11 protein-coding genes are annotated in these 12,698 nt (G+C 70.0%); 4 read left to right on the top strand and 7 right to left on the bottom strand.

The annotated features are described in order from the left end of the window. Positions 1-30: 30 nt before the first annotated feature. The 6 genes from ACFMRZ_RS22845 to ACFMRZ_RS22820 form a co-directional block, all read right to left on the bottom strand. Entirely contained in the window at positions 31-1,227 is a 1,197-nt protein-coding gene (locus ACFMRZ_RS22845) for a Cmx/CmrA family chloramphenicol efflux MFS transporter (protein ID WP_400180678.1), read from the bottom strand. A 109-nt stretch (positions 1,228-1,336) separates the two neighbouring features. Further along, positions 1,337-1,909 (bottom strand): TetR/AcrR family transcriptional regulator, encoded by a 573-nt coding sequence (locus tag ACFMRZ_RS22840; RefSeq protein ID WP_400180677.1) that lies wholly within the window; start codon positions 1,907-1,909, stop codon positions 1,337-1,339. A 41-nt stretch (positions 1,910-1,950) separates the two neighbouring features. Further along, a complete protein-coding gene (locus ACFMRZ_RS22835; protein WP_400180676.1) occupies positions 1,951-2,946 on the bottom strand; it encodes an oxidoreductase in 996 nt (331 codons plus the stop codon). 28 nt (positions 2,947-2,974) lie between these two features. Next, entirely contained in the window at positions 2,975-4,909 is a 1,935-nt protein-coding gene (locus ACFMRZ_RS22830) for a hypothetical protein (protein ID WP_400180675.1), read from the bottom strand. An 80-nt stretch (positions 4,910-4,989) separates the two neighbouring features. Then, positions 4,990-5,775: an enoyl-CoA hydratase/isomerase family protein gene (locus ACFMRZ_RS22825; protein ID WP_400180674.1), complete on the bottom strand. Its 786-nt coding sequence runs from the start codon at positions 5,773-5,775 to the stop codon at positions 4,990-4,992. Positions 5,776-5,874: 99 nt separating this feature from the next. Then, entirely contained in the window at positions 5,875-6,945 is a 1,071-nt protein-coding gene (locus tag ACFMRZ_RS22820; protein WP_400180673.1) for a DNA polymerase IV, read from the bottom strand. 63 nt (positions 6,946-7,008) lie between these two features. Here ACFMRZ_RS22820 and ACFMRZ_RS22815 point away from each other — a divergent pair, with 63 nt between their 5' ends. The 3 genes from ACFMRZ_RS22815 to ACFMRZ_RS22805 all read left to right on the top strand — a co-directional run bounded on the left by ACFMRZ_RS22815 (position 7,009) and on the right by ACFMRZ_RS22805 (position 9,490). After that, positions 7,009-7,593: a TetR/AcrR family transcriptional regulator gene (locus ACFMRZ_RS22815; protein ID WP_400180672.1), complete on the top strand. Its 585-nt coding sequence runs from the start codon at positions 7,009-7,011 to the stop codon at positions 7,591-7,593. After that, a complete protein-coding gene (locus ACFMRZ_RS22810) occupies positions 7,590-8,027 on the top strand; it encodes a PaaI family thioesterase (protein ID WP_280367913.1) in 438 nt (145 codons plus the stop codon). The genes ACFMRZ_RS22815 and ACFMRZ_RS22810 overlap by 4 nt, the downstream gene beginning before the upstream one ends. Before the next feature lie 149 nt (positions 8,028-8,176). Beyond that, positions 8,177-9,490: a glycosyltransferase 87 family protein gene (locus tag ACFMRZ_RS22805; RefSeq protein ID WP_400180671.1), complete on the top strand. Its 1,314-nt coding sequence runs from the start codon at positions 8,177-8,179 to the stop codon at positions 9,488-9,490. Between the two features lie 63 nt (positions 9,491-9,553). On the opposite strand, the gene lon is transcribed toward ACFMRZ_RS22805, so the two are convergent. Continuing rightward, positions 9,554-11,905: an endopeptidase La gene (gene lon / locus ACFMRZ_RS22800; protein ID WP_400182947.1), complete on the bottom strand. Its 2,352-nt coding sequence runs from the start codon at positions 11,903-11,905 to the stop codon at positions 9,554-9,556. A gap of 269 nt (positions 11,906-12,174) precedes the next feature. Here lon and ACFMRZ_RS22795 point away from each other — a divergent pair, with 269 nt between their 5' ends. Beyond that, complete coding sequence (locus ACFMRZ_RS22795; protein ID WP_280273307.1) at positions 12,175-12,675, top strand: pyridoxamine 5'-phosphate oxidase family protein; 501 nt, start codon at positions 12,175-12,177, stop codon at positions 12,673-12,675. Positions 12,676-12,698 lie beyond the last annotated feature (23 nt).

The raw sequence follows: 12,698 nt of genomic DNA, 5'->3' as shown, positions 1-12,698 counted from the left end.
TCTGTTGGGAGAAGGGGTCTCCAGCCGGAGTCAGGCTTCGGCCGCGGCGGGCTCGCGTTCCGATAGCGCACTCGCGCCGCCGGATTCCTTGCGGGCCAAGGCATTCGACCAGCCGACCACTCCCAGCGCCGCTACCCCCAGCACCGCGCCGATCCACGCCACCGCCGGGTAGCCCATGCCCGCTCCGATGGCCAGGCCGCCGAGCCAGGGACCGGCGGTGATGCCGACATTGAACGACGAGACATTACCCGCGGCGCCCAGCGTCGACGCGGCCGGAGCCAGCGTGAACACCCGGCTGTTCAGTACCGGGTTGACCCCGAAACCGAAGGCGCCCAACAGGAATACCAGCACCACGACCGGCACGACGAAGTGCGCGGTGAGCGCGAGCAGCACCGAGGTCAGGGTCAGGCCCGTGACACCGACCACCAGCGTCCGCGACGGATGCGCGTCGGCGGTGCGGCCGCCGAGGACGATGCCGATCACGCCGCCGAGGCCGTAGACGGCCAGCACGACCGGAACCCAGCCCTCGGCCAGTCCGGTCGTCTCGGTCAGCATCGCGCCCAGGTAGCCGAAGGACACCAGCAGGGCGGAGGTGGCCAGCATGGTGGTGCCGTAGAGCAGCCACACCGGCGCGGTGGCCAAGGCGCGCAACTCTTCCCGGATCCGCGGCACCTCGGTGCGGCGCGCATCGGGCACCTCGAGGAGCACGCCCACCATGGCGAGCGCCGTCAGCACCGCGACCGCCCAGAACGCCGCGCGCCAGCCCAGATGCTGTCCGATGAAGGTGCCCGCGGGAAGTCCGGCGATGGTGGCGACCGTGAGGCCACCGGCGACGACGCTCATCGCCTTGCCGCGCGCGTTGCCCGGCACCAGGCCGACGGCGGTCGCGGCGGCCACCGACCAGAACCCGGCATAGACGAACGCCGCCACGGCGCGCGTGCCGAACAGCACCCAGTAGTCGGAGGTCAGCGCGCCCACGACATGCGCGGCGAGGAATACCGCGAGGAAGGCGAGCAGGGCGGTGCGCCGCGGCCACCGCTGCGTCGCGACGGCCAGGACGGGCGCCCCCACCAGCATGCCCAGCGCGAAGGCGGAGATCAGCAGTCCGGCCTGTGGCACGGAAACCCCGAGGTCGCTCGACATTTCGGTGAGCAGTCCCGCGAGCATCAGCTCCGAGGTGCCCTGGGCGAAGATGGACAGCCCCAGGATATAGACGGCCAACGGCATGGCAACCGGCCTCCCTTTCTTTTTGGATCATTCAGTTCAAAATAAGGGCGCGCGAAAGCGCCCGGCTCCCATCGGATTTCAGCCTGCCGGACGGCGACCTACCGTGGCATCACAGACAGCTCAGCGCGACATTCGCGATGGCCTCCAGCGTCGGGCGGTCCGCGCCGCCCCGCGCCGACACCCGCATGCCGCCGATCGTCGCGACCACGAAATGCGCGAGATCGGTTGCGCTGCGGGCATTGTCGATCTCACCGGCGCGCTGCCCGGCCTCGATCATGGCGGTGATCGCCGTCATCCGGCGCTCCAGGTCGGCCCGCAGCAGCTTCGTCACTTCCGGATCGCGCCCGCCGAGTTCGACGGTCGCGTGCACGACCAGACATCCCAGTGGGTCGTCCGCCGGGGCGTCGACGATTTTCCACAGCAGTGACCGCACCTTGTCCCGCACCGTCCCGGGCTGGTCGACCAGGGCGAAGGTGTCGGAGTTCTTGCTCGCCATGTACTGCCGCAGCGCTCGCTCGTACAGCTCGTGCTTGCCCGCGAAAGTGTTGTAGATGCTGCTGCGGCCCAATCCCGTCGCGGCGCACAGGTCCTGCGTGGAGGTGCCTTCGTAACCGGCCTCCCAGAACGCGCGCATCGCCGCGTCCACCGCGCGCTCCTCGTCGAATTGCCTGGGTCGTGCCATACGAGGAGGGTAGCAGTTTTAGATAGATCAGTCCAAAACTGTCAGAACTCCCCGGCGACGCCGAGCACCGTGCGGCCCGAATGGCGTCCCGCGCGGATCGCGTCGAGGACCTCGGCGGCCCGGGTCACCGGCGCGTAGTTCTCGTAGTCCGAAAGATGCCGCGGTTTCAGGTCTTTGCCCAGGCGAGCCCACAGTTCGCGACGCTGGTCGATGGGGAACTGCACCGAATCGATGCCCAGCAGCGCGACGCCGCGCAGGATGAAGGGCATGACGGTGGTGGGCAGTCCCGTGCCGCCGGTCAGGCCGCTCACCGCCGCGGTGCCGCCGTAGCGGATCGTGCTCAGCACGTGCGCGAGCGATTTGCCGCCGACGCTGTCGACCGCGCCCGCCCACTGCGCCTTGGCCAGCGGCCGCGGCTTCGCGTCCGGATCCTCCGGCAGCCGTCCGATCACGGACTTCGCGCCGAGGGCGGCCAGCCGCTCGCCCGCATCGGCCTTGCCGGTCGAGGCCACCACCTCGAAGCCGAGGCCGGCCAGGATGTCCACCGCCACGGTGCCGACGCCGCCGGTCGCGCCGGTGACCAGCACCGGGCCCGCGTCGGGTGTCAGGCCGCGGTCGAGCAGGGCCTGGACGCTCAGTGCGGCGGTGAAGCCCGCGGTGCCGAGGGCCGCGGCCTCCCGGGTGGTCAGCCCGTCCAGCTTCACCACCCACTCGGCGGGGACACGGGCGTATTCGGCGAAGCCGCCGTTGTGTGCGACGCCGATGTCGTAGCCGTGCGCGATCACCTGATCGCCCGGTGCGAAGGCGGGATCCTCGGAGGCGACCACCTCGCCGGTCACGTCGATGCCGGGGATGATCGGGTAGCCGCGCACGACGCCGCCGCCCGGGGTGACGGCCAGCCCGTCCTTGAAGTTGGCACTGGAGAAGTGCACCTTGATCGTCACCGTGCCGGGACCGAGGAAATCGTCGCCGACCTCCTCGCGCACCAGTTCCACGCCGCCGTCGGTCTCGTGTGCCACCATCGCCCAGAACTGCATGGGTCCGAGGATAGAGGGTCCGCGCGCCTCAGCGGTCGTAGGACGCGACGCCGACCGGCCCCGCGCCGACGCAGAGGTCGAGTCCTGGTGTGCGCGAGGCGATCCGGAGCGCGGACCCGCCGCCGACCAGCCGGACGAACACCGTGTGCAGGCCCGCCCGGATCGGCACGGAGACGACGCGGCCGTGCTCCATGCCCGCGACGACGCGGCCGTCCCGGTTCGCGAAATAGTTCAGCTGGGCGGTCCAGCCGTTGTCGAGCATGGGCCCGTCGAGGGCGAGTTCCACCGATGCCTCGCCCTCGATGCGGTATCCGCAGCCGGGCTCCGGACCCGGCCGGATGCCGCGATTCCACCACACCTGCGCCGGGACGATCTCGCCGCTGTCGGTGATCATTCGCAACTGCGGCGTCGAGTCGGCGAACGCATCGGGGGCGACGGGCGCCAGCACTCGGCTGGCCAGGTTCTGCGGATACGCCAGCGGCGTCAGCACCGCCCACGGCACCTCCTGGTCCAGCAGCGCAGGCCCACCCTCGGCAAGATCCGCCCGCACGGTGGTGAGATAGGTCCGCGCCGGGCTGACCGCCCACGATCTCGTGAAGGTCCCCGTCGACCACAAACTGCTCGCCACGAAAGCGATCGTCAAAGCCACGACGCCCACCCGAGCCCGGGCACGCCATATCGTCCGGCGGGCGCTCGCCGAATCGTCGGTATGGAGGGGCGCCGCGCCGGCCTCGGGACCGCTATCCGTCGGCTCGGTGGCGGTGCGGCGGGTCCGGGGGTGGGCACGGAGTAGCAGGGCAGCGGCGGCGGCGAGGACGACCGCGACGTCGGCGAGGTAGCGCAGGGACTGCATGAGTTCGGCGGCGGTGTTCGGGCCGCCTCGGATCAGGGCGATCGGGAGTTGGGCGGCTATTACGTAGGCGGCCAACAGGATCCAGACCGGGATTACTCGCGCGCGGATCCGGATCGAGAGCAGGACCGCGCCGCCGAGGGCGATCCACGACAGCACGACGGCCCAGCCCGGCGGCACGGCCCACGGCGTGGACGGCAGCCACCGGGCCCACGACCACGGTCCGCCCAGCAGGGTCGGCACGATGCCCAGTGAGGTGGCGCTGTGCAGCAGGTCCCGCAGATTCGCGGGGTCGCCGCGGACGGCGGAGGTGTCGAGCACCGCGAAATACGCGGCCGCCCAGCAAGTCAGCACCACCGCCGAACCCGCCCACAGCGGGGCGGCGCGCCGGACCACCGCCCGCATCGCCCCGGACCGGTGGTCGATATGACCGGCCAGCGCGGCCACGGCGAACGCGACGAACGGGATCACCACGCATTTCTCGAAGAACAGCAGACCGGCGGCGAAGACGGCGATGCCCGTGAGCGCGTAGCGCCGCCGTCCGGTGCGGACCAGCAGCACCGCGTCGCCGATCACCCAGGCCAGCGCCGCCTGCAGCGGCAAGGCGTTCAGCGCGGCCGCCCACCAGGCGAACGACGGCAGTGTCAGCGGGCAGAAGAGGTAGAAGACCAACGGCAGCAGGATGATCCAGCGGGCATTGCGCCACCCCGGAGCGCTGGACGCCCCGGTCCGGCCCGTATCGAGCACGATCAGCATCCGGAGCACCGCCACCGACGCCGCCGCTTGCAGCACCAGCAGCGAGACCACCGGCCCGGCCCAGTCCAGCGGGGCCACCGCCGTGACCACCCAGGCGACGACGAAGGCCAGCGGCATGAAATGCCCGTCGTGGCTGTGCAGCAACAGGTCCGAGGACAGCAGCGGTTCCGTCCCGGCGCGGCCGACAAGAATGAGGTCGTCCCAGTAGAAGAATCCGCTGCCCGCCACCCAGCCGCGCACGCCCAGTTGCGCCACGACGAGAACGGCCGCGACCGCGATCGGCGACACGTGCCGGACGGCCGCCGTCCCGCGCCGGACAGACCCGTACTCCGGTGCCACGGCCGGAGCGACGCTCATGGCCACCCACCGTAGTGCGTCCGAATCCCCGTCACAGCCGGGCGGCGACCCCGGAAGCGCTTGATGTGCCGCCGTCGAGTTCAGTCGAAGCTTGGGGTGCGCTTGTTCAGGAAGGCGTCGATACCCTCCTGGCCGTCGGGGGAGTCGGCGCAGGTGGAGATGAAGGCGGACTCGCGGGCGAGTTGTTCCTCCAGGTTGTGGCTGGAGCTGACCAGTAGCAGCTTCTTCACGTTGGCGTTGGCGTGCTTGGGGCCCGCGGCGAATCGCTCGGCCAGTTCCGCTGTCGCCGTGGGGAGTTCGTCGTCGGGGACCACGCGGTGCACCAGGCCCCAGTCCAGCGCTTCCCCGGCGGAGAGAGCGCGGTTGGTGAGCATCAGATCCTGGGTGCGGCGCAGCCCGATCAGACGCGGCAGATAGTAGGAGGCGCCACCGTCGGGGCTGAGGCCGGCGCGGGTGTAGGCCATGGTGAACGAGGCCGACTCGCCCGCGATCACCAGATCGCCGGTGACGGCCAGGCTGAACCCGGCTCCGGCGGCGACACCGTTCACGGCGGTGATCAGCAGCGCGTCCATGCGCGCCAACGAGGAGATCGCCTGGTGCAGATCGTCGGCCAGCCCCTTGACGTACGCCCCGGCGCCACCGCCCTGCGCGGCCATCGCCTTCAGATCACCGCCGGCGGAGAAGAACTTGCCCGCGCCGGTCAGCGTGACCACCTTGAGCGCCGGGTCGTCGGCACACAGGCTCGCCAGCTGCGCCAGCTCCTTGCCGAGCACGTGGTCGATGCCGTTGGCCGAGGTCGGCCTGTTCAGGGTGATCCGGGCGATACTGCCGCTCTGTTCGAACCGCAGGGTCTGGTACTCGGTCATGCGCTGCCTTCCATGAAGTGTCCTGCTGTCTGATCTTGCCGCACGCATACGGTTCGAAACCGCGCCCGGGCTCGATCCGTTCGGATCGGCGGGGCGGCCTCACTGCGGGACCAGTTCGAGGCGAACACCTAGCAACCGGATCGGACGATCGAGCTCGAACCGGTCCAGCACCTCCCGGGCGACTTGCACGATCTCGTCCACATCGGTGGTGGGAGCGGGCAGCTTGCGCTGTTTGGTGCGGGTGTAGAAAGTGTTGCTACGCACCGTGACTCCGACGCGATGGGTGACGCGCCCGGCCGCCGCCATCTCCTCGGCGACCTCCGCGGCGAGCCGCTCGACCTGGGCCCCGATCTCGGCGCGATCGGTGAGATCCCGCGGAAAGGTCTCGGACTTGCTGCGGCCCACCGGAATTCGCGGTTCGGTAACCACATCGGTGTCACCGGCGCCCTGGCCGAGCAGCCACAGATACGGCCCGGTGGACGGCCCGAACTCGGCGGCCAGCACCGCGCGATCGGCCGCGGCCAGCTGCGCCACCGTCTCGATGTCCAAGTCCGCCAGCCGTTTCGCGATGCGGGCGCCGATGCCCCAGAGCGCGCTGGTCGGGCGGTGTGCCATCAGTTCGGTCCAGTTGTCGGCGGTGAGCCGGAAGACACCCGTCGGCGAACCGGCCGGGGCCCCCGCGCCCGGATCGCCCTTGCCGACGGACTTGGCGAAGCCGGTGGCGAGCTTGGCCCGGAGCTTGTTGTCGCCGATGCCGATCGAGCAGGTCAGGTCCAGGGTGGCGACCGCGGCGCGGATCTCGGCGGCCAGCCGCTCCGGGTCGTCGACGTCGGCGGCCAGGAACGCCTCGTCCCAGCCGAGCACCTCGACCCGCCCCGGGAAGGTCCGCAGCAGCGACATGACCTCCTCCGACGCCTCCTCGTAGGTGGCCATGTCCAGCGGCAGGAAGACGGCCTCGGGACATTTGCGGGCCGCCGTGCGCAACGCCATCCCCGCCCGCACCCCGAATGCCCGAGCCGGGTAGGACGCGCAGGTCACCACCTTGCGCGGTTCGTCGGGATCGCCGTTGCCACCCACGATGACCGGCCGTCCGCGCAGTTCCGGGTGGCGGCGGAATTCCACCGCGGCCTGGAACTGGTCGAGATCCACGTGCAGCAGCCATCGAGGCATGAAAACAGTCTGCCCGGTCCGTAGGTATTGCACTATCCGTGATTACCGAACTAAATTCTGTTTGTGAAGATTCGAGATCGGTTGCTGCTGGCGGCCGAGCGGCAGTTCGCGGAGAACGGGGCGCTCGACGCCACCCTCACGCAGATCCGCGATGCCGCCGGGGCCAGCGTGGGGGCGCTGTACCACCACTTCCCGGACAAGTCGGAGCTGTATCGGCAGGTGTGGGCGCACGCGCTGGCCGATTACCAGCGCCATTTCTGGGCGGCGGTCGGCGTCAGCGCCGACGCCCGGGCCGGGGTGACCGCCGGGGTGGTCGAGCATCTGCGCTGGGTGACCGAGAACCAGTACCGCGCGAAGGTGCTGACCTCGGCCCGGCCACCGGGTGTGCGCGAGAGCGACAGCAACCGCGAGTTCCTGCGCGATGTGGCCCGCTGGTGGCGCACCCACGCCGGCTACGGCGCGGTGCGTGACCTCGAATTCGATCTGCTCTACGCGCTGTGGCTGGGCCCGGCGCAGGAGTACTCCCGGCACTGGCTGGGCGGCGAGATCCGCACGGCCCCCGCCGAGGTGGCGCCCGAGCTGGCCCGCGCGGCCTGGCAGGCGCTGCGCGCACCCCGACCCGACGACGAACCCGGAGCCGACCGATGACGACCGCCCTCGATATCGACACCGCCCGCGCGGTGCTCGCCGCCCAGCCGTTCAGCCGCCTGGTCGGCGCCGAGATCACCGCCTACGACGAGAACGGGATCACCCTGGTGATTCCGCTCCGCCCGGACCACGGCCAGCAATTCGGATACGTGCACGGCGGCGTGCTCGCCTACGCCGCCGACAACGCGCTGACCTACGCCGCCGCGCTCGCCCTCGGCCCGAACGTGCTCACCGGCGGCTTCACCATCACCTATCTGCGCCCGGCGAGCGGTGTCCGGCTGCGCGCGCAGGCGCAGTGCACCGGCGCCACCCGGCGGCAGGCGGTGTGCCGGTGCGAGATCTTCGCCGAGACCGAGGACGGCGAATCGGTGCTGGTCGCCGTCGCCCAGGGCACCACGCGCGCGGTGGAACGAGAACTGTCCGGCGGCAACTGAATTCCCGCACCCCGGCCGTCGCCGGCGTGCCGGTGGCGTACGCCACGATTCGGCCCCCGGCAACCGGGGCATGTAGAGATCCGACCGAGTAGTTAGGTTGGGAACTCGGCAACGGACATGCGACAGGTCGGGGAACGAAGTGATAGCAGGTGAGTGAGGAAAAAATCGAATACGGCCCGCGGCCGGCCGAGCTGTCGCACCTGCGCATCACCCTGTTCGCGCTCGCCGGCACCGCCGTGCTGGCGGTCGTGCTGGTGTTCACGATGGTCGACCCGTGGCTGGACAGGGCGGGCATCCTGGACGGCGGGCTCGACGCCCACATCTATCGCGACGGCGCCTGGCGGATCCTGCACGGCCATCCGCTCTACACGGAGTCCACGTTCTTCGGCCTGCTCTACACCTACACGCCGTTCTCCACGCTGGCGTTCATCCCCATCGCCCTGTTTCCCTGGGGCTGGGTCACCAATACGTGGATGGGGATCAATCTCGCGGTGCTGTTCGCCTGCATCGTGCTGAGCTGGCGGATGCTCGGTTACCGCTTCGACCGGCGGCTCGCGGCGATCAGCGCGCTGCTGGCGCTGACCCTCGTGTTCATCGAACCGGTGCGGACCACGCTGTACTACGGGCAGATCAACCTCATGCTGATGGCGCTGGTGCTGTGGGACTTCTCGCGCGGCGACCGCAGCCGATTGCGCGGGATCGGCGTCGGTGTGGCGGCCGGGATCAAGCTGGTTCCGCTCTATTTCGTGGTGCAGTTCGTGGCGATGCGGCAGTGGCGCTCGGCCCTCACGGCGGCGGGCACGTTCCTGGGCACCATCGTGCTGTCGGGGCTGGTGCTGCCCGGAGATTCGCGGCAGTACTGGACGTCGACGTTCTTCCAGTCCAACCGGATCGGCGAGGACGCGCATCCGGCGAACCAGTCCATTCGCGGCGCGATCGCGCATCTGCTCGGTACGCATTGGGCGCCGATGTGGCTGTGGATCCTGGTGGCGGGCGGTGTCGCGCTGCTGAGCCTGGCCGTCACGGCGGCCCTGCACCGGCACGGTGAACGGCTGCTCGCCGTCACCGTGGCGGGGATGACGGCGTGCGCGATCTCGCCGTTCGCGTGGGGACATCACTGGGTGTGGTTCGTGCCGCTGCTGGTCTATCTGGCGCATCGGGCGCAGACGCGGCCGGTGTGGTGGATCGCCGCCGTGGCCCTGGTGCTCTCGATCGGGGCGTGGACCTATCAGTGGAGCCCCACCTGGGTCAGCGTCGGGATATTCCTGCTGCCGCCGTGGTGGACGATCGCGCCGGTGCTGATGAACGCCTACGTCCTGATCTACGCGGTGGTGCTGGCCGGGTCGGGGGTGTTGCTGTGGCGGCTGCGGCGCGAGAAGCGCAGTGCCGCAGCGGCTTCCGTCGAGACCGTGGTCCCGGCGCCCGAGGTGGTGGCCGTCCCGCAGGGGACGGATGTCGCTTAGGTCAGCGTGAAAAGGGGCCGTGCACTCTCGTGCACGGCCCCTTTTCGGTTTCCGGACCGGTGATCAGGCGGAGGCGGCCAGCGGCCGATCGTAGGCCGGTTCGGCGACCGGCTCGATGGCGTAGGCCAGGATCTCCGCCACGTCGGCGACGGGCCGGACATCCAGCGCCGCCAGCACTTCCGCCGGGACCTCGTCCAGATCCGGCTCGTTGCGGGCCGGGATGAACACGGTCTTCAGCCCGGCGCGCTGGGCGGCCAGCAGCTTCTGCTTTACGCCGCCGATCGGCAGCACCCGGCCGTTCAGCGTGACCTCGCCGGTCATGCCGACATCGCCACGCACCTGCCGGTCCAGCGCCAGCGACACCAGGGCCGTGACCATGGTGACGCCCGCCGACGGACCGTCCTTGGGCACCGCGCCCGCGGGGAAGTGGATGTGGATGTTGCGGTCCAGCATCTTCGGCTCGATGCCGATCTCCTCCAGGTGCGAGCGCACATAGGTCAGGGCGATCTGCGCGGACTCCTTCATGACGTCGCCCAGCTGTCCGGTCAGGGTGAGCGCGCGCTCGCCCTCGGCGGCGTTGGCCTCGATGTAGAGGACGTCGCCGCCCGCGCCCGTCACCGCCAGGCCCGTCGCCACGCCCGGGACCGCGGTGCGTTCCACCGAGTCCGGGATGAACCGGGGGCGGCCCAGGTAGTCCTTCAAGTCGCCGAGACCGATGGTGAGTGGCTCGGAAGGCGAAGGGACAGCGGGTGTTTCGGCTTCGACCAGTGCGTCGTAGCCCAATTCCGGGTCGTAGCCGAGGGTTTCGCCGCCCGACAGCCGAGTCGCCGCCTTGCGCAAGGCCTTCGCGATCAACCGCTCCATCTGTCGTACGCCCGCCTCGCGGGTGTAGTTCGCGGCGATTTCGCGCAGTGCCTCGTCGGTGATGGTCACCTCGTCGGCGGTCAGCGCGTTGCGTTCCAGCTGCCGGGGCACCAGGAAGTCGCGGGCGATGGCCACCTTGTCGTCCTCGGTGTAGCCGTCAACGGTGATCAGCTCCATGCGGTCCAGCAGCGGGCCGGGGATCGTCTCCATGACGTTCGCGGTCGCGATGAACAGCACGTCGGACAGGTCCAGATCCAGATCGAGGTAGTGGTCGCGGAACGTGTGGTTCTGCGCCGGGTCCAGCACCTCCAGCAGCGCGGCCGCCGGGTCGCCCCGGAAGTCGGCGCCGACCTTGTCGATCTCGTCCAGCAGGACAACGGGATTCATCGAACCCGCCTCCTTGACCGCCCGCACGATGCGGCCGGGCAGCGCCCCGACGTAGGTGCGCCGGTGCCCGCGGATCTCCGCCTCGTCGCGCACACCGCCCAGGGCGACGCGCACGAATTTGCGGCCCAGCGCCCGCGCCACGCTCTCCCCGAGCGAGGTCTTGCCGACACCGGGCGGGCCGGTCAGCACCAGCACCGCGCCGGAACCGCGACCGCCCACGACCTCCAGGCCGCGCGCCGCCCGCCGGGCCCGTACCGCCAGGTACTCGACCATGCGATCCTTGACCTCGTCCAGACCGTGGTGATCGGCGTCCAGCACCGCGCGGGCGGCCGAGATGTCGGTCGAGTCCTCGGTTTTCACCGTCCACGGCAGTTCCAGGACGGTGTCCAGCCAGGTGCGGATCCAGCCCGCCTCCGGGCTCTGGTCGCTGCCGCGCTCGAGCCGGTCGACCTCGCGCAGCGCGGCCTCGCGGACCTTGTCGGGCAGGTCGGCGGTCTCGACCCGGGTGCGGTAGTCGTCCGCGCCGTCGGGCTCGTTCTCGCCCAGCTCCTTGCGAATCGCGTTGAGCTGCTGGCGCAATAGGAACTCGCGCTGGGACTTCTCCATCCCCTCGCGCACGTCCTCACTGATCTTCTCGGTGACCTCGACCTCGGCGATGTGGTCCTTGGTCCAGCCGATCAACGTGTTCAGGCGGGCGGCGACGTCCGGGGTGTCGAGCAGTTCGCGCTTCTGCTCGTCGGTCAGGTAGGGCGCGTAGCCGGCGGTGTCGGCCAGCGCGGAGGGGTCGGTCAGCCGGTTCACCGCGTCGATGACCTGCCACGCCTCGCGGCGCTGCAGTACGGACACGACCAGCTTCTTGTATTCGGCCGCAAGCTCTTTCGTGCGGCCGTCGGGCGCGGCGGTCTCGACCGGTTCGGCCTCGACCCAGAGCGCGGCGCCCGGACCGGTCACGCCGTGCCCGATCTTCGCGCGCTGCTCGGCCTTCAGCACGGCGGCGGGTGCGCCACCGCGCATCCGGCCGACCTGCTCGATGGTCGCGACCACGCCGTAGGCGGCGTAGCCCTCGGACAGGCGCGGCGCGAGCAACACGGAATCCAGGTTCGCGGCCCGCGCCGCGTCGATGGCGGCCTGCGCCGACTCGTCCAGCTCGATCGGCACGACCATGCCCGGCAGCACGACCGGATCGGTCAGGAACAGCACCGGTAGGCGTTGTGGGGTAGTCACAGTTTCAGCCCCTTCCAGAGTTGAGCGTCACCTACTCAACCTCATACCCCCCGTCCTTGTTCCGACCTGCTGTTCGCCCCCGGCGAACGCCGGTCCGAAAAATATTCGAAACTTTTTCGCCGGGGCTGTCGAGAACGCCCGAACGGCTCCGTCCCAGGGGTACGAGCAGCCGAACGGGCCTCGACGACACCGACGAAGGAGCGACCATCATGCAGCAGAACGAGATCACCGCGATCCTGAACCGACCGATCAGCCAGGAGCTGCTGGCCCGCGATCTGCTCCGGATGGCCTACGTGGCCAAGGACGGCACGCCCCGCAATATTCCGATCGCCTTCGTCTGGAACGGCTCCCGGATCGTCGTCTGCACCACGAAGAATGCCCCGAAGCTGGCTTCGCTGCGGCACAATCCCGAGGTCGCGTTGACCATCGACACCGAGGTGCATCCGCCGCAGATCCTGCTCCTCCGCGGTCGCGTGGAAGAACTGGATGTGGTGGACGGCATCCCCGAGGAGTACCTGCAGATGAACGGCAGCTACGAGATGACGCCCGAGCAGCGGGTGGTGTGGGAGGCCGAGGTCCGCTCGCTCTACGACGGCATGGTCCGGATCGTCATCACCCCGACCTGGGCCAAGCTCATCGACTTCGAGACCACGCTGCCCAGCGCGGTCGAGGAACTGGTCCAGCGGCGGGCCGAACGCCAGCACGCCTGAGACCGACCGAAACCTGAGACCGA

Origin of the sequence: Nocardia sp. N2S4-5, assembly GCF_044628355.1 — a bacterium.
In the GTDB taxonomy this organism is placed as follows: domain Bacteria; phylum Actinomycetota; class Actinomycetes; order Mycobacteriales; family Mycobacteriaceae; genus Nocardia; species Nocardia wallacei_B.
This window is presented reverse-complemented; position numbering and strand designations above follow the sequence as displayed.

Coding starts and splice junctions, on each gene's coding strand:
- ACFMRZ_RS22845 (WP_400180678.1), bottom strand. CDS start 1,227: ATGCCGTTGGCCGTCTATATCCTGGGGCTGTCCATCTTCGCCCAGGGC.
- ACFMRZ_RS22840 (WP_400180677.1), bottom strand. CDS start 1,909: ATGGCACGACCCAGGCAATTCGACGAGGAGCGCGCGGTGGACGCGGCG.
- ACFMRZ_RS22835 (WP_400180676.1), bottom strand. CDS start 2,946: ATGCAGTTCTGGGCGATGGTGGCACACGAGACCGACGGCGGCGTGGAA.
- ACFMRZ_RS22830 (WP_400180675.1), bottom strand. CDS start 4,909: ATGAGCGTCGCTCCGGCCGTGGCACCGGAGTACGGGTCTGTCCGGCGC.
- ACFMRZ_RS22825 (WP_400180674.1), bottom strand. CDS start 5,775: ATGACCGAGTACCAGACCCTGCGGTTCGAACAGAGCGGCAGTATCGCC.
- ACFMRZ_RS22820 (WP_400180673.1), bottom strand. CDS start 6,945: ATGCCTCGATGGCTGCTGCACGTGGATCTCGACCAGTTCCAGGCCGCG.
- ACFMRZ_RS22810 (WP_280367913.1), top strand. CDS start 7,590: ATGACGACCGCCCTCGATATCGACACCGCCCGCGCGGTGCTCGCCGCC.
- lon (WP_400182947.1), bottom strand. CDS start 11,905: ATGGTCGTGCCGATCGAGCTGGACGAGTCGGCGCAGGCCGCCATCGAC.
- ACFMRZ_RS22795 (WP_280273307.1), top strand. CDS start 12,175: ATGCAGCAGAACGAGATCACCGCGATCCTGAACCGACCGATCAGCCAG.